The sequence below is a fragment of the Streptomyces griseorubiginosus genome, from assembly GCF_017614965.1.
GTDB lineage: Bacteria > Actinomycetota > Actinomycetes > Streptomycetales > Streptomycetaceae > Streptomyces > Streptomyces griseorubiginosus_B.
Genome location: NZ_WVUG01000005.1, coordinates 37448 through 53732, shown reverse-complemented (window position 1 = coordinate 53732; position 16285 = coordinate 37448). Strand labels below are relative to the sequence as shown.

At 70.3% G+C, this 16285-nt stretch carries 12 protein-coding genes; 2 read left to right on the top strand and 10 right to left on the bottom strand.

Translation table 11 applies throughout. From position 1 onward, the window contains the following. Window positions 1-31: 31 nt before the first annotated feature. From GRC12_RS01990 to GRC12_RS01980, 3 genes are read right to left on the bottom strand one after another with little or no spacing between them, the layout of a single operon-like run. A complete protein-coding gene (locus GRC12_RS01990) occupies window positions 32-1057 on the bottom strand; it encodes an ABC transporter permease (RefSeq protein ID WP_208776859.1) in 1026 nt (341 codons plus the stop codon). Continuing rightward, window positions 1050-2567 (bottom strand): sugar ABC transporter ATP-binding protein, encoded by a 1518-nt coding sequence (locus GRC12_RS01985; protein WP_208776858.1) that lies wholly within the window; start codon window positions 2565-2567, stop codon window positions 1050-1052. The genes GRC12_RS01990 and GRC12_RS01985 overlap by 8 nt, the downstream gene beginning before the upstream one ends. Then, window positions 2564-3634 carry a sugar ABC transporter substrate-binding protein gene (locus GRC12_RS01980; protein ID WP_208776857.1) on the bottom strand — a complete coding sequence of 357 codons (1071 nt, stop codon included), beginning with the start codon at window positions 3632-3634 and terminating at the stop codon, window positions 2564-2566. The genes GRC12_RS01985 and GRC12_RS01980 overlap by 4 nt, the downstream gene beginning before the upstream one ends. Window positions 3635-3798: 164 nt before the next feature. Between GRC12_RS01980 and GRC12_RS01975 the strand changes: the two genes are divergently transcribed. Continuing rightward, complete coding sequence (locus tag GRC12_RS01975; protein WP_208776856.1) at window positions 3799-4500, top strand: FadR/GntR family transcriptional regulator; 702 nt, start codon at window positions 3799-3801, stop codon at window positions 4498-4500. Window positions 4501-4684: 184 nt separating this feature from the next. Here GRC12_RS01975 and GRC12_RS01970 read toward each other — a convergent pair whose 3' ends face one another. After that, window positions 4685-5818 (bottom strand): FAD-dependent oxidoreductase, encoded by a 1134-nt coding sequence (locus GRC12_RS01970; RefSeq protein WP_208776855.1) that lies wholly within the window; start codon window positions 5816-5818, stop codon window positions 4685-4687. Window positions 5819-5957: 139 nt separating this feature from the next. On the opposite strand from GRC12_RS01970, the gene GRC12_RS01965 reads away from it, so the two are divergent. After that, window positions 5958-6635 (top strand): TetR/AcrR family transcriptional regulator, encoded by a 678-nt coding sequence (locus GRC12_RS01965; RefSeq protein WP_208776854.1) that lies wholly within the window; start codon window positions 5958-5960, stop codon window positions 6633-6635. A gap of 23 nt (window positions 6636-6658) precedes the next feature. On the opposite strand, the gene GRC12_RS01960 is transcribed toward GRC12_RS01965, so the two are convergent. Genes GRC12_RS01960 through GRC12_RS01935 form a run of 6 tightly spaced genes read right to left on the bottom strand, consistent with a single transcriptional unit; the run spans window position 6659 to window position 16144 of the window. Beyond that, window positions 6659-9679 carry an alpha-mannosidase gene (locus GRC12_RS01960; RefSeq protein ID WP_208776853.1) on the bottom strand — a complete coding sequence of 1007 codons (3021 nt, stop codon included), beginning with the start codon at window positions 9677-9679 and terminating at the stop codon, window positions 6659-6661. 30 nt (window positions 9680-9709) lie between these two features. Continuing rightward, a complete protein-coding gene (locus GRC12_RS01955; protein ID WP_208776852.1) occupies window positions 9710-11770 on the bottom strand; it encodes an endo-beta-N-acetylglucosaminidase in 2061 nt (686 codons plus the stop codon). Further along, window positions 11767-13023, bottom strand: a complete 1257-nt coding sequence (locus tag GRC12_RS01950; protein ID WP_208776851.1) for a glycoside hydrolase 5 family protein — start codon at window positions 13021-13023, stop codon at window positions 11767-11769. Before GRC12_RS01950 ends, GRC12_RS01955 begins: the two co-directional genes overlap by 4 nt. A gap of 29 nt (window positions 13024-13052) precedes the next feature. Then, on the bottom strand, window positions 13053-13955 hold the full coding sequence (locus GRC12_RS01945; RefSeq protein WP_208776850.1) for a carbohydrate ABC transporter permease: 903 nt from the start codon (window positions 13953-13955) through the stop codon (window positions 13053-13055). Then, on the bottom strand, window positions 13952-14845 hold the full coding sequence (locus GRC12_RS01940) for a carbohydrate ABC transporter permease (protein ID WP_208776849.1): 894 nt from the start codon (window positions 14843-14845) through the stop codon (window positions 13952-13954). The genes GRC12_RS01945 and GRC12_RS01940 overlap by 4 nt, the downstream gene beginning before the upstream one ends. Before the next feature lie 6 nt (window positions 14846-14851). Then, complete coding sequence (locus tag GRC12_RS01935; protein WP_208776848.1) at window positions 14852-16144, bottom strand: ABC transporter substrate-binding protein; 1293 nt, start codon at window positions 16142-16144, stop codon at window positions 14852-14854. Window positions 16145-16285 lie beyond the last annotated feature (141 nt).

Below are 16285 nucleotides of genomic sequence, written 5' to 3'. Positions count from 1 at the left end.
GCCTTTCGGTCGGTGGCGGGGTCAGGGCGGGTCAGTCCTGGGCGCGGCCCGTTGTCAGGCGGGCGATCATGAGAGCGACGAGGATGATCCCGCCGTAGATGGCGTCGATCCAGAACGACGGCACCTGGGCCATGGTGAGCATGGTCTTGACCACGCCGAGCAGCAGCACGCCGGTGAGAGCCCCGAACATGGTGCCCCGGCCGCCGTCGAGGCTGATGCCCCCGATGACGGCTGCGGCGAACACCGTGAAGATCATGTTCTGGCCCTGGTTGGCGCCGATCGCGCCGACATAACCGGTGTACATCAGGCCACCGAGCGAGGCGAGCACACCCGCGACGACGTAGACGCCGAGCCGGACACGGTCGACGCGGATGCCTGCGGCGCGAGCCGCTTCCAGGTTGCCGCCGATGGCGTACAGCGAGCGGCCCACACGGTGGTACTTGAGCACCAGACCGGCGACGGCGAACGCCGCGGCGGCGACCCAGACCGACAGCGGGATGCGCAGGAACGTGGAGGTGGCCAACGAGAAGAACGCGTCCGGCATGCCGAACAATGTCTTGCCCTTGGTGGCGCCGACCAGGAGCCCGCGCAGAATGATCAGCATCGCCAGCGTGACGATGAACGCGTTGAGCTTCACCTTCACCACGAGGATGCCGTTGAAGGCACCGATGACAGCGCCCACCAGGGGGATGGCCAGCAGGGCCAGCCCGGCGGGGAGTTCCGTGCCCCAGCCGGCCTGGGCGGCCGGCAGAACCAGGAGCGCCGCCACCGCCGGAGCGACGCCGACCACCGATTCGAGCGACAGGTCGAACTTGCCCGTGATGAGGACCAGCGACTCGGCGAGCACCACCATCGCGAGCGCGGCGGAGGAGGCCAGGATGGAGATCAGGGTGTCCTCGGTGAAGAACGAGTCGTTCAGCAGGGCACCGAGCAGAAGGAGCAGCAACAGCGCGGGAACCAGAGCGAGTTCGCGGGCGCGGCGCACCAGCACTGCGCGAGCCGACCGAGCATCGGGCACCCTCACCGGCTTCACCGGCGGAGCCTTGGTGTCAGCCATGGTCAACTCCTTCGATGGAGGCGATCAGCTCGTGGTCGCGCCAGCCCGCCGAGTGCTCGGCGACGACACGGCCGTGGAAGAGGACGAGAACGCGGTCGCAGCGCCTGAGGTCGTCGAGTTCGTCGGAGACGACCAGGACGGCGGTGCCGTCCTCGCGGGCGCTGTCCACGCGGGCGAGCAGTGACTCCTTCGACTTCACGTCGACGCCCGCGGTGGGGTTGATGAGGACCAGCAGCCTGGGTTCGGAGGCGAGGGCGCGGGCCATGACGACCTTCTGCGCGTTGCCGCCGGACAGGGCGGAGACCGGCTGCTCGGGGCCCTCGGCGTGGATGTCGAGGCGGTCGATCAGCTCGGCGGCGAAGCCGCGTTTGCGGTCGGTGCCGATGAAGCCGAAGCGCCCGAGCCGGTCCAGGACGGTCATGGTGGAGTTGTCGCCGATGCTCATGCCGGCGACCAGGCCCTGTTCGTGCCGGTCGCGCGGCACGCAGCCGACGCCGGCCCCCAGAGCGGCCTGCACCGAGCCGAACTTCAGCCGCTCGCCGTCGAGTTCGGCCGTACCGCCGGTCGGGGTGCGCAGACCCGCGAAGGCCTCCGCCAGCTCGATCTTGCCGCTGGCGCTGGAGCCGGCGAGGCCGACGACCTCGCCGCGCCGGACGGTCAGGTCGACGTTCTGGTACGCCTCCGAGGTGAGCCCGCGTGCGTCGAGGAGGACGGGGGCCGCGTCGTCGACGGCCCTTTCCCGCAGGCCCTGTTCGGCGATCACCTCGATGGACTCCCCCGCCATCGCCTCGACCAGGGCCGCCCTGGGCAGTTCGGCGACGGGGGCCGTGGTGATCCAGCGGGCGTCGCGCAGCACGGTGACGGTCTGGCAGACCTCGTACACCTCCTGCAGATGGTGGGAGATGAACAGGAAGGTAACGCCCGAGTCCTGCAGACCGCGCATACGGGCGAAGAGCCGCTCGATCTCACGGTTGTCGAGCTGGGCGGTCGGCTCGTCGAGGATGATGAAGCGGGCGCCGAAGCTCAACGCCCGGGCGATCTCCACCATTTGACGGTCCTCGACCTTGAGGTCGGCGGTGCGCGCGTCGGGGTCGACGCGGACGTCCCAGGTGTCGAGCAGCCGGGCGGCCTCGCCGCGGAGCCTGCGCCAGCTGATGAAGCCGCGCTGGAGGGGCTGGCGGTTGATGAAGAGGTTCTCGGCCACTGTCAACTCGGGTACGACGGTGGGGTGCTGGTAGACGCAGGCGACCTTGCGGCGCCAGGCGTCGCGGTCGGTGAGCGCGGGCGCGGGCTCACCGTCGAAACGGACCGTGCCCTCGTCGGGCGCCTCCAGTCCGGTGAGGACACGGACCAGGGTCGACTTGCCGGCGCCGTTGCGGCCGACGAGGGCGTGGGACTCGCCGGGCAGCACGGTGAGCCGGCCGTCGGCGAGGGCGGTGGTGGGGCCGTACCGCTTGACGATGTCACGTGCCTCGACAAGCGGTACGACCGGGCTGTCGGATGCGCTCATTTGACCGTGTTGCCCCAGAGCTTGGGGTCGTCGACGTTGTCCTTGGTGACCAGGGGCGCGGGCAGCTGGTCCTCGAGGATGCCGCTCGGCAGCTTGACGATGGTCGAGTCGTGGTCGGTCGGGCCCGGCTTGAAGGTCTTCCCCTCCATCGCCGCCTTGATGTAGTACATGCCGTACTTGGCGTAGGCGTCGGCGGGCTGGGAGACGGTCGCGTCGATCTCGCCCTTGCGGATGGCGTCGAACTCCTGCGGGATGCCGTCGTTGGAGACGATGACGATGTGGCCCTTCTGGCCCGCCGCCTTCAGCAGGTTCTTCGACTTCAGGGTCTGCAGGGTGGGCGCGAGGTAGACGCCGCCGGCCTGCATGTAGATGCCCTTGATGTCGGGGTTGGCGTTGAGCAGGGTGCCCAACTGGGAGGCGGCCGTGTCGGACTCCCACTTGGCGGGGATCTCCAGGACCTTGAGCTTGGGGTACTTCGTCTTCACGCAGCTGCGGAAGGCCTGGGAGCGGTCGCGGCCGTTGACCGAGGCCAGGTCGCCCATGATCTGCACGACCTTGCCGCTGGTGACGTGCTGGCCCAGGTAGTCGCAGGCCTTGGTGCCGTAGGCGACGTTGTCGGCGCGCACCACCATGGCGACCTTGCCCTTGTCGGGCGCCACGTCGACGGCGACGACCGGCACGCCCTTGCGCTCCGCCTGGTCGAGGCCGGCCTCGATGGCGGCGCTGTCCAGCGGGGCCACGACGAGGCCCTTGACGCCCTGGTTGAGCTGGTTGTTGATGTCGGTGATCTGCTGCGAGGGGTCGCTGTTGGAGTTGACCGTCTTCAGCGCGTCGACGCCTTCGGACTTGGCCATCTTCGGCACGTAGTCGTTGTACGACTGCCAGAACGGCGAGGTCAGCAGGGGCAGGATCACCCCGACCTTGCCGGTCCCGCCGCCTCCGGCGCTGCCGGAGCCGGTGTCCTTGGTGCTGCCGCAGGCGGCGAGTAGGAGAGAGGCGCCGACGACCGCAGCCATCGCGCCGACGATCCGTGACCTGTACTGCTTGCGCGCTGTCGTGCCGGGCATGTGGGCGGCTCCTCGTTGAGCGGGTTCGAGCAGATGCCCGCATATTTATCAGACCACTTCCGGGAAACAACACCCTCCGACGCGATTTTTTCGCCTCTCATGACGGTATTGGTCCGACCACCCCGGGGGTTAGACTGCGGCGCACCGGCGACAGGAGGAACGGCGTGGACGAGACCGCCCCGCAGAAGGGCACGGTGACGCAACGCGCCATCGAGCGGATCAAGGGGATGATCGCCGAGGGCCGCCTGGAACCCGGTCAGCGCCTGCCGACCGAACGCGACCTAGCCGCCCAACTGGGCATGTCCCGCAGCTCGATGCGGGAGGCGATCCGCGCGCTGACGGTCCTGGGCGTCCTGGAGGCCCGGCACGGTTCGGGCATCTACGTGACGCAGTTGGAGGCCGGGGATCTGCTGGAGACGTTCGGTGTCGTGGCCGATCTCTCGCGCGGGCCGCGGCTGGTGGAGCTGCTGGAGGTGCGGCGCATCCTGGAGTCGACGGCCACCGCGCTGGCGGCGGCCCGGATCACGCCGGACCAGCTGGCCGAGGTCGAGAAGCATCTCACCGCGATGAACGCCACCGACGACCCCGAGGAGATCCTCGCCCACGACCTCGCCTTCCACCGCGAGATCGCCATGGCCGCCGGCAACGACACCATGGCCGCGATCCTGGAGGGCCTGTCGTCGCGGACCTTCCGCGCCCGCGTGTGGCGCGGCTACCAGGAGGAGGGCGCATTCGCCCGCACCCGCCGCGAACACGCGGCGATCCACCGCGCCCTGGTCGCCCACGACCCGGAGGCGGCACGCGCGGCAGCGGCCGCGCATGTGGGCGAGGTGGAACAGTGGCTACGAAGCCAGCTCGGGGAGTAACGGAACGGCGACCGGCCGGCGAGGGAGAACGGCGACCGGCCGGCGTGGGGGCGAACAGACAGGCGGCTGGGGGAATCGGTTCGGCGGCTGGGGGCAGCCCCGGGGGTGACGAGGTGCAGGGCAGCTCCGGGAGGAGCGGAGCCGTGGTTGACGGCGGCCACAGCCCGCTCCCTCCTGCCCGGGTTCATCCAGCCTGACCCTTGCCCGTGAAGAAGTCGACCAAGCTGTGCGGGGCGTTTTCGCCGAGGAGGAGGTCCTGGAGCTGCGCGGACGCGGCGGCCTCTGCGGCGCTGCGCGGGAACATGGCCTCCTCGTACGCGGTGAGCGCGGACTCCGGGTCGCCCGGGTGTGCGGCGAGGGCGTTGCCGAGTTCGGCGGCGTCGTACATGGCGAGGTTGGCTCCCTCGCCGGACGGAGGCATGAGGTGGGCGGCGTCGCCGAGCAGGGTCACGCCGGGCACCCGGTCCCAACGGTGGTCGCCGGGCAGGGTGTTGACGGGCCGTGGGACCAGCGGGGTCTCACCGTCCGTGATCAGCGCGGTGAGTTCCGGAGCCCAGTCCTCGAACTCGGCGGCGACCAGCGCCCGGGCCGCCCCGGCGTCGGCGAAGTCGACGGCGTCCAGCCACTCCTGCGGCTTGGCGAGCTGTACATAGGTGTGCAGCACACCGTCGGGCTCGCGGTGGGCGCTGATGCCCTTGCCCGGGGCGAGCGCGAAGAGGGAACCGTTGCCCACGGCACGGGCGGTGGCGGGGTGGTGGGTGTCGCTGTCGAAGAGGTACGTCTCGATGATGGACAGGCCGACGTACTCCGGCATCGCGTCGGACAGCAGCGGACGGACCCGGGACCACGCCCCGTCCGCGCCGACCAACAAGCCGGTCGTCACCGTCGTACCGTCCGCGAACGTCACCTCGTGCCGGCCGTCGTCGAGGGACCGGGCCCCGGTCACCTTGTGTCCCCACCGGATCGCGTCGGCGGGCAGCGAGTCGATCAGGATCCGCCGAAGGGCACCGCGGGGCACCTCCGGGCGTCGGCCCGCTCCGTCGTCGGGCTCGTCCAGCAGGACCTTTCCGTCCTTGCCCATCACCCGTGACGCCTCGGCACCCGGGTGGACGATCCCGAGGAACTCGTCGAAGAGCCCGGCCGCCTTGAGGGCGAGCTGTCCGTTGTGGTCATGGATGTCGAGCATTCCGCCCTGGGCGCGGGACACGGGCGAGGCCTCCGCCTCGTAGACCGTCGCCGGGATCCCGTGGACGTGCAGGACACGCGCGAGCGTCAGCCCGCCGAGCCCCGCGCCGATGATCGTGACGTGTGTGGTCATGGTGCTTCCTCCCCATCGCGGACCACCGGCCCGATGCCTGGCGGATCCTCTGGAACGCCGTTCCAGCACCTCCACACTGGAACATCGTTCCAGGCACTGTCAAGCTGGAACGGTGTTCCAGGCGGGATAGGATGGCGGCATGGCAACCAAGGCGCGTCGTCCGGAGCGACGGCAGGAACCGCTCTCCCGTGAGCGCATCGTCGGCGCCGCCGTCGAGCTCCTCGACTCCGTGGGCGAGGGCGGGCTCACCTTCCGCGCCCTGGCCGAACGCCTCGCGACCGGGCCGGGGGCGATCTACTGGCACGTGGCGGGCAAGACCGAACTCCTCGCCGCCGCCACCGACGCCGTCGTCGCCACGGCCCTCGCCGGCGACCACACCGACGCCACGCCGAACGAGGCGATCCGGGCCCTCGCGCTCGGCCTGTTCGACGCGATCGACGACCATCCCTGGGTCGGCACACAACTGGCCCGCACCCCTGCGCAGCCGCCGATGCTCCAGGTCTTCGAACGCATCGGACGTCAGGTGCGGGCCCTTGGCGTGCCCGAGGCCGCCCAGTTCACGGCGGCGTCGGCGCTGCTGAACTACATCCTCGGAGTGGCGGGACAGAACGCGGCCAACGCCCGGACGCACCGACCCGGCACGAACCGCTCCGAGTTCCTCGACACGGTGGCGAGCGAGTGGGAGGAACTCGACCCGGCCCAGTACGCGTTCACCCGCGCCGTCGCCGGTCAACTCCGCGAGCACGACGACCGGGCCGAGTTCGCCGCCGGCATCGACCTCATCCTCACCGGGATCACCGCCCACGAGTGGCCGTGAGCGGTGCGGGCCGCTCCCCCGGCTCAGACCCGCCGCAGCCGCAGGGTCATCAGCTCGAAGGGACGCAGGCGTACGGCGACGCGCTCGCCGTCGACCCGTGGTGCGGGCGTCTGCGGCAGCGGGCGTTCCAGCAGGTCGGTGACCATGACGTCGGCGACCGCGAAGCCCGCGGTCAGGGTGGCCCGCGCCCGGCCGCCGTGGGCCTCGTGGAAGCGGACGACCACATCGCCGCTGCCGTCGTCGGCGAGCTTCACCGCCGTGACCACGACCGCCTCCTGATCGACCGTCACCAGCGGCGCGACCTCGCCCGCGCCGTCGACCCGACGCTCGGGAAGGTTGATCCGCCAGCCCTCGCGCACGGCGTCCCCGATCCCCGCCCCTGGCACCAGCGCGTGCCGGAAGCGGTGCACCCCCTGGTCGGTCTCGGGGTCGGGGAAGCGCGGGGCGCGCAGCAGGGAGACCCGCACCGTGGTGGTCGTACCGCGGTCGCCGTCCGTGCGCACGGTGCGGGTCACGTCATGGCCGTACGTGGAGTCGTTGACGAGCGCGACCCCCCAGCCCGGTTCCTCCAGATGGACGAAGCGGTGGTTGCAGGCCTCGAACTTGGCCGCCTCCCAGGAGGTGTTGGTGTGGGTCGGGCGGTGGAAGTGCCCGAACTGCGTCTCGGAGGCGTACCGTTCGGCGTGCACGTCGAGCGGGAAGGCGAGCTTGAGGAACTTCTCCGTCTCGTGCCAGTCCACCTCCGTCTCCAGCAGCAGCCGCCGCTCCCCCGGCGGCAGCGACAGCACCTGTGTGACGCGTGAGGCGCCGAACGTACGGACGATCCGCACGGACCCGGCGTCCTCACCGGCGACCACCTCGTCGGCGTCCGTGAGGTCGGTGACGGTGTTGCGGTAGAACTCGTCGACGTCCCAGGCGTCCCACATGTTCGGGAAGTCGGGGTGCAGCTGGAGCAGGTTGGCGGCCCGGCCCGGGGCGATGGTCTCGCGGTCCGCCCCGATGTCGAGGGCCGACACGACCAGGCCCCGGGCGTCGATCTCGACGCGCAGCAGGCCGTTGTCGAGGATGTGGCCGCCGTCGGGGCGCACCGTGCGGATCGTCTCACCCTCGGTGGCGGGCGTGCCCGCGCCGCCCGCCGGAATGCCGTGGCGGGTGTGCGGGGCGGAGTTGAAGAGGAGAGGGGTCGATCCCTCGCCCGCCAGGGCGTGTTGGGCCGCCGTGATGATGGTGGTCAGCTCGGCGGCCAGGCGTTCGTACGTCGCCCGTGCCTCGCGGTGGACCCAGGCGATCGACGATCCCGGCAGGATGTCGTGGAACTGGTGCAGCAGCACCGTCTTCCAGATGCGGTCCAACTCCTCGTAAGGATAAGGGAATCCGGTCCGTACGGCCGCCGTAGCCGCCCACAGTTCCGCCTCGCGCAGGAGGTGCTCGCTGCGGCGGTTGCCCTGCTTTGTCTTCGCCTGGCTGGTGAGGGTGGCGCGGTGGAGTTCGAGGTAGAGCTCGCCGACCCAGACGGGCGGTTCGGGGTACTCGGCCTCGGCCTTCTCGAAGAACGCGCGCGGGGTCTCCCAGGCGACGGTCGCCGAACCCTCCAGGTCCCTGAGGCGGGACGCCTTCGCGACCATCTCCCGGGTCGTGCCGCCTCCGCCGTCACCCCAGCCGGTCGGGGCGAGGGAGTGCCGGGCGACTCCCTTGTCCTTGAAGTTGCGGGCCGCGTGGGCGATCTCGCCGCCCTTCATCGAGCAGTTGTAGGTGTCGACCGGCGGGAAGTGCGTGAAGATCCGGGTGCCGTCGATGCCCTCCCAACGGAACGTGTGGTGGGGGAACTTGTTCGTCTGCGACCAGGAGATCTTCTGCGTCAGCAGCCACTTGGAGCCCGCCGCTTTGATGATCTGCGGCAGTCCGGCGGCGAAGCCGAAGGTGTCGGGCAGCCAGGCCTCCTCGTTCTCGATGCCGAACTCGTCCAGGAAGAACCGCTTACCGTGCACGAACTGACGGGCCATCGCCTCCGAGCCCGGCATGTTGGTGTCCGACTCCACCCACATCCCGCCCGCCGGCACGAACCTCCCGTCGGCCACCGCCTTCTTCACCCGCGCCCACACCTCGGGCCGGTGTTCCTTCACCCAGGCCCACTGCTGGGCCTGCGACATGGCGAAGACGAACTCGGGTTCGTCGTCCAGCAGCGCCGTCATGTTGGAGGTCGTGCGGGCCACCTTGCGCACCGTCTCCCGCAGCGGCCACAGCCACGCCGAGTCGATGTGCGCGTGGCCGACGGCGCTGACGTGGTGGGCGGAGGGAGCGGCCGGCTCGGACAGGACCCCTCTCAGACGTGAACGGGCTTCGCCCGCCGTGCCGTTGACGTCCTGCAGGTCGACCGCGTCCAGGGCCCGCTCCACCGCCCGCAGGATCTCCCAGCGCCGGGCCGAGTCCGCGGGCAGCTCCGCCATCAGCTCGCCGAGCACCTCCAGGTCGATCACCAGCTGCCACACCGTCTCGTCGAAGACGGCCAGGTCCATGCGGGTGAGGGTGTACTGCGGCTCGCTGCCGGCGGTGTCCTTGTCACCCAACTCGGTGGGCAGGAAGGGGTGGTAGTCGAGGATGACGGGGTTGGAGGCGGCCTCGACGTGCAGGCGCACCTCCTCGCCGCCCTCGACGGGCGCGCCGATGCGTACCCACTGGTTGCGTGGGTTGAGGCCCTTCACCGGGGTGCCGTCGGGCCGGTAGACCAGGCCCTCGCACTGGAAGCCCGGCATGTTCTCGTCGAAGCCGAGGTCGAGGAGGGCCTCGACGGTCCGGCCCGCCCACGCCTCGGGGACGGTTCCGGTGACGCGGAACCAGCTCGTCCCCCAGGGAGCACCCCACCGAGCGCCCACCGTGATCGGCTCGGGCTCGGCCGCGATCCCCTCCTCGACCGGCACCGGCTCACCGGGCGCGTGCCACACCGCCACCTCCAGCGGTACCGACTCCGGGTACACCGCGGGCCGGACGCGCTCCTCGAGGACGCGCTTGAGACGGGCTTCGACCAGGCTGCGGTCGTCATGCATACGGGGTGCTCCAAGGCTGGGGACGGACGGTTACCAGGGGTGGGTCACGGTGACGGGGGCCGACGAGGTGTACAGCTCCCCCACGGCACGCAGCTCGAACCGCGCGGCCGCCTCCCCCTGTTCGGGCTGGAGGCCGGAGACGAAGTACGCCCTCTGGCAGGTCCCGCCGAGGAAGCGCCGGGTGCCGTCGGCGAGGAGGCGGTGCAGGGTGTACTGGCGTACGTCACCGGGGGCGGCGGTCCAGGCGAACCGCAGGTCGCCACCGGAGGCCGAGGTGACCCGCAGGCCGGAGGGGGCGGCCGGGGTGACGACCTCGTCCCGCACGGCGAGGGCGCCGAGCCGCCACGTGACCGGGCCGTCGGTTGCGGTGAGCCGTACCCCGAGGGCGTGGATCGTGCCCGTCAGGCCAGTGAGCGGCACGGTCACCGTCTCCCAGCCGTTGACCGACTTCACACGCACGCCCCGCCGCCGTCCGCGCTGGTGCCGGCGGCTCGTGTTGACCGGGTTCACAGGCAGATATGTGTACGGCGGTGTCGCACCCGGCGTGCTCGGCTCGCCCAGCCCGACGGCGACCTCGACGTTCACAGCGCCCGCGTCCGTCCGATGGGTCAGCTCGACAACCGTGTCGACACCGGCCGGCAGCCGTGCCGCGTACACGTCCAGCACCACCGGCTCGTCGAGTGCACCGTCCACCAGCACACTGCTGCCGCCCCGCCACGCGTCCGCGAAGTCGAAGGAGACGGCCGGCCGCTGCCCCCGCGTCCGCGCCACCCATCGCCGGGACGGCAGCCGGTCCTGGAGCCCGAGGTGGTTCCACGGGGCGTCCGAGGTGACCGCCCCGTCCTCGTACCACCGCAGCCCGTGCCCCGTGTTGAAAGTGCTGGCGAATGGCATGCCGCTCACCGTCGACCGGTCCGCGACCGACACCGCGGGGGCCCGCCAGGGGTCGCCGGCGTCGGGCTCGGACGGGTCCAGGGACCGCCCGGTCCAGAAGCGGTCGTCCGCCGCGTGGAAGTCACCCGGCGTCCGCGAGGCGGGCAGGTGGTTGCGGGTCCACTCGGGCCGGTAGAACCCGATCGACGTGACATGGGTTCTGGTGGTCGGCACGATCGCGTCCCAGTTGACGGAGGTGTCCGACCCGTTGGACTCGACGTCGACGCCCGCCCACAACTCGTATCGGCTGCGGCCGAGTTGGCCGGTCTTCGTCCCGGAGGAGGCGAGGGTGCCCGCCGTCCAGCGGAAGTCGACGAACATGTCGTCGGCGGCCTGGAAGAAGGCCTGGTTCTGGCCGTTCAGCGCGCCTTGCCAGCTCACGGTCCCGTTCACGGTCATGGCGTCGTACCAGGTCACGCGCTGTCCGCGGGCCGCCGCCAGCGCCTTCAGCTCCTTGACGAAGCCCAGCATGTCCGCGGCCAGCGCGCTGTCGCCGCCTCCGGTCTCGGCGTTGACGAACCACCCGTCGAAGCCGTACGCCGCCGCCACGGCCACGAGTTGGGCCGCGAGGGGGTAGCGCCCGGAGGAGTCCTTCTGCACCAGGTCCCGGGTCCACCGCAGTTGACCGCCGTACGCGGTGGGCGGCAGGAAGATGTTGCCGAGGACCGGCACGCCGTGGCGGTGGGCGGCGTCGACGACGGGTGCGTTCGGGGCGAGGATCAGCCCCTCGCCGGACGAGCCGCCCCAGAAGACGAGTTCGTCGAGGTAGGCCCAGTGGGTGAGGGCGTAGTAGTCGGCGGTGGCCGAGCCCTGGGAGGGGTTGCTCGAGGTCGGTCCGAAGGACACCAGCGACTGGACGCGGGCCTGCCCGGAGCGGGCCGTCGTGTTCGCCGGGGTCGGGGTGAAGCGGGGCGCGAGCGGCACGGAGGCGGCGTTGAAGGCGAGGTCGGCGTCACCGGCGGCCGTCCAGGACTTCAGGCTCCGCCAGGTGATGCCGGTGCCGGGCGTGCCCGAGGGCAGCGAGTCCGGGTACCAGTAGGAGGCGTACGGCGGTGTCGTGGTGGCGTCGGCCCGGCGGGTCGCCGCGACGGCGGGCAGGGGCGGCAGCAGGGCGGCGGCGGCACCGGCGAGCAGGACGGTGCGTCTGGTGGGGTTCACGAGCTGGTGTCTCCTTGTGGGGTGGGGAGTACCTGTTCGGGAGTGACGACTTCGGTGATGCCGCGTGCGGCGAGGTGGTCCTTGTCGCCCGCGCGGGTGTCCAGGACTGTGGTGGGGCGGGCGCCGTCGGCGGTCAGCCGGAAGAAGGCGTCGAAGACCGGGCCGCCGGGCGCGCAGCGGGACCGTACGGCCGGATCGGCGGGGACGACGAGGGCGGTGGTGCGCGGCGCGGGCGCCCTGTGGTCGCGCGCCGCCGCGCCGGCCAGTACGCGTGCCGTGTCCTTCGGGTGCCGGTCGTTCGTCAACAGCCCGAGCCCGTATTCGAGTTCGGGGAAGTCGGCGAGGTCGCGGGAGACGTCGTGGGAGCACCACCAGGTGATGCCCCACAGGTCGGGGCAGTCGAGGGCGCTCGCGACGGTGGCCTCGGTGAAGGCGGCGGCGTGCTCGGGCGGGATGAGGGGTGCGGGGGCGCCGACCTCCTGGAGCCAGACGGGGCGGTTCGGGTCATCGGCCCATGCCCTGCTCAGTTCGATGAGGTACGCGGCATGGTGTTCGGTCGGCACGGAGGTACGGCCGTGGCGCTGGGCGGTGCCGTTGAACACCCAGGAGTGCACGGCCGTGAGGGCGCCGTGCCGGGCCGCCTGGGCCGGGGTGAACGGCATGTCGTCCTGGTACCAGGTGGCGTCGTACTCGGCGTGCAGATGGAGCTTACCGGGGGCGCCCTTCTCGCAGGCGGTCAGCATGCGCTCCAGCCACGCGTCGATCTGCGCCGCGGAGGCCCGGTCGGGGTCGGGGTGCGGGCCGGCCGAGAACTGGTTGACCTCGTTGCCGAGCGTCATGCCGAGGAAGTTGGGGCGGTCGGCGAGGGCGGCGGCCAGGGTGCGGAGATAGGCGGCCTGGCCGTCGAGGACGTCCGGGTCGGTGAAGAGGTTGCGCCGGTGCCAGGTGCGGGTCCAGGCAGGCAGGAAGTCGAAACTGCTCAAGTGCCCTTGCAGTCCGTCCACGTTGACGTCGAGGCCGCGTTCGGCGGCGGCGTCCACCAGGGCCACGAGCTGTTCGACGGCCCGTGGGCGGATCAGCGTGCGGTTGGGCTGGAAGTACGGCCACAGCGGGAAGACCCGGACGTGGTCCAGGCCGAGCGCGGCGATCGAGTCGAGGTCGGCGCGTACGGAGTCGAGGTCGAAGTCGAGCCAGTGGTGGAACCACCCTTCGCTGGGGGTGTAGTTGACGCCGAAGCGCACGGCAGGAGGCATGCGGTGTCCTTGGAACTCGTAGACGGCGATCAGCCCTTGACGGCCCCCTCGCCCACCCCGCGGAAGAAGTACCGCTGCAGACAGGCGAAGAGGGCGATCAGCGGGGCGACGGCGATGACCGTGCCCGCGGCGACGAGGCGTTCGTCGTTGGCGAAGGTGCCGTGCAGGTAGTTGAGGCCGATGGTCAGCGTGAACTTGGACGGGTCGCTGAGCACGATCAACGGCCACAGGAAGTCGTCCCAGGCGCCCATGAAGGCGAAGATCGCCACGACGGCGAGGGTGCCACGCACCGAGGGCAGCGCGATGCGCAGGAACCGCTGCCAGACGTCGGCGCCGTCGACATAGGCGGCCTCCTCGATCTCGTACGGCAGGTTGAGGAAGGCGTTGCGCATCAGCAGCACGTTCATGGCGGCGATGCAGCCGGGCAGGACGACGCCGACGAGGGTGTTGTTGAGCCCGAGTTCCCGCATGGTGGTGAACTGGGCGATGATGATGCCCTCCACCGGTACGAGCATCGCGAGGATGAACACGAGGGTGGCGACGCGTCGGCCGCGGTAGCGCAGCCGGGCCAGGGCGTAGCCGGCGAGGGCCGAACCGACACAGTTGGTCACGACGTTGGCGGCGGCGACCTTGAGGGAGTTCAGCGCGTAGTCCCACACCGGGATGGTGTCGGCGACCCGCTCGTAGTTGTGCAGGGTCGGGTGTCCGGGCAGGAACTTCGGCGGTGAGCTGAAGATGTCCTCCGTGGGACCTTTGAGCGAGGTGGACAGCTGCCACAGGAACGGGCCGACGGTCAGCGCGAGGACGACGAGCAACAGCACGTAGCGCACGACGAGTTCGCCCACCCGGATGCGGCGGCCGTGTTCGTCGGTGACGCGGGGCCCGGGGGCCTCGGGGCGGGAGACGGGCCGTGCCTTCTCCAGGACGCTCATGACGCCTCCCTCCGGTCGGCGCGCAGCACCAGCAGCATCAGCGCGACGGTGACGACGAAGACGACCAGCGAGATGGCGGAGGCGTAGCCGACGCGGCCGGTGAGGCCGGTGCCGGTGCGCTGGACCAGCATCACCAGGGTGGTGTCCTCGCCCGCCGGGCCTCCGCTGGGGCCCGCCATCAGGTACACCTCGGAGAAGACCTTGAAGGCGGCGACCGAGGACAGCGCGCCGACCAGGACCATGGTGGAGCGTACGGCGGGCACGGTGACCGTGCGAAAGCGGCGGACCGCGCCTGCGCCGTCGACGGCGGCGGCCTCGTGGAGTTCGCGCGGGACGTTCGCCAGCGCGGCCAGATAGATGATCATGTAGTAGCCGAGGCCCTTCCAGACGGTCACGGCCATGGCGCTGAACAGCAGCAGCCACTGGTCGCTGAGGAAGCCGACGCGGCCGACCCCGACGCTCTCCAGCAGGGAGTTGATCAGACCGCGTTCGTCCAGGAGCCACACCCAGATCAGCCCGACCACGACGATCGAGGCGACGACCGGCGTGTAGAACGCGGACCGGAAGAAGGTGATGCCGGGGATGTTCTTCTGCACCAGCAGCGCGAGCAGCAACGGCAGGACGACGAGGGCGGGGACGACGCAGACGATGTACAACGTGCTGTTGCGCAGGCCGATCCAGAACATGTCGTCGTGCAGCAGCTCGCGGAAGTTGGCGAGCCCGACGAACTTCCCCGGGACGAGGGTACGGCGGTCGGTGAAGGCGCTCACGACCGTGGAGACGAACGGGTACAGGATGAACACGCCGGTGATCAGCAGCCCGGGCGCGGCGAACAGCCAGGGGCTGCTCGGCAGTTGGCGCCGTACCCGGGTGACGGTCGAGGTGGCCATCGCGCGTCAGCCCTGCTGCTGGAGGAGTGTGTTGCAGGCCTTGACAGCGTTGTCTAGAGCCGCCTTGGGGCTCTCCTTGCCCTGCAGCGCCTTGGCCACCTCGTTGCGCAGGGCCGTCTTCATCTGGTCGCTGAACAGCACGGGCGTGTAATTGACCGCGTTCTTCAGGGACTTGGCGGCGGCGATCCGCACCCGTGTCTCGTCGGTGCCGTCCTCCTTGGTGAAGTAGGGGTCCTCCAGGGAGCCGGCGGTGCTGGGGAAGATGGCGACCTTCTTGGCGAAGGACATCTGGTGCTCTGCGTCGGTGACGTAGTGCGCGAAGGCGACGGCGGCCGGGGTGCGCTTGGTCCTGGAGTTGACCATCACGCCCATGACGTACATGTTGACGTGACCGGTGCTGGTGATCTGGTCGGTGATGCCGATGTTCTTGTACAGGTTCGGCGCCTGCTTCTTGAAGTTGTCGAGGTCGAGGGCACTGCCCGGGTTCATGGCGACGGCCTCGGTGAGGAACTTCCTTCCCGACGACTCCGGGGTGGCGGTCAGCGCCTGCGGGTCCAGCGCCTTGGCGTCGTACAACTCCTTGTACTTGCTCAGCAGTTGGACGCCCTTGGCGTCGTTGAAGGTGAAGGCGGTGCCCTCCTTGTTCATCAGCTCCACGCCGTAGCGGCCGAAGTCCTCGATGGTCGGGACGTTGGCGAGGGTGGCGACCTTGCCGTCGCTCTTGTGCGCCATGGTCAGGGCGTCGGCGAAAAGGTCGTCGTACGTCTTCGGCGGGCTGTCGGGGTCGAGTCCGGCCTTCTTGAACAGCGACTTGTTGTAGAAGAGCGGGCCCGTGTTGAGGTACCAGGGGAAGGCATAGGTGCCGGTCATGCCCGGTATCCGATGGCTGGCCCAGGCGCCCGGCAGGTACTCCTTCCTGTACTTGGCCGCCGCCTTGTCGAGGTCGAGCGCGAGGCCGGCCTTGGCGAGCGGGGCGACGAGGTCCGGGGAGACGTTGACGACGTCGGGCAGGGTGCCGCCCGCCGCGTCGGCGCTGATCTTGTCGGCGTACCCCTCGGCGGGCTGGTCGATCCACTTCACATGGGTGCCGGGGTACTGCTTCTCGAAGTCGGCGATCACGCCGTCGAAGTACGACTTGAAGTTGGCGCGCAGGTTCCAGGTCTGGAAGGTGATGTCGCCCTCGACCTTGCCGGAGGCGTCGCCCGATCCGCCGTCGTCACCTCCCGAACCGCACGCGCTGAGCGGCAGGACGAGGGCGACGAAAGCGGCTGCGGCAAGGGTTCTGCGGGAAACGGACACGACGCAACGGCCTCCTCGTGCAACGGGGTTGGGGCAGTGGGGTTGGCCAACGACGCAGACCCTGCACGCCGTTTCACCGGCCCGTCAATGGAACCGGAGGAGCTAATCGCATTAGTTGCTAATACGCATTAGGTTCTTGCG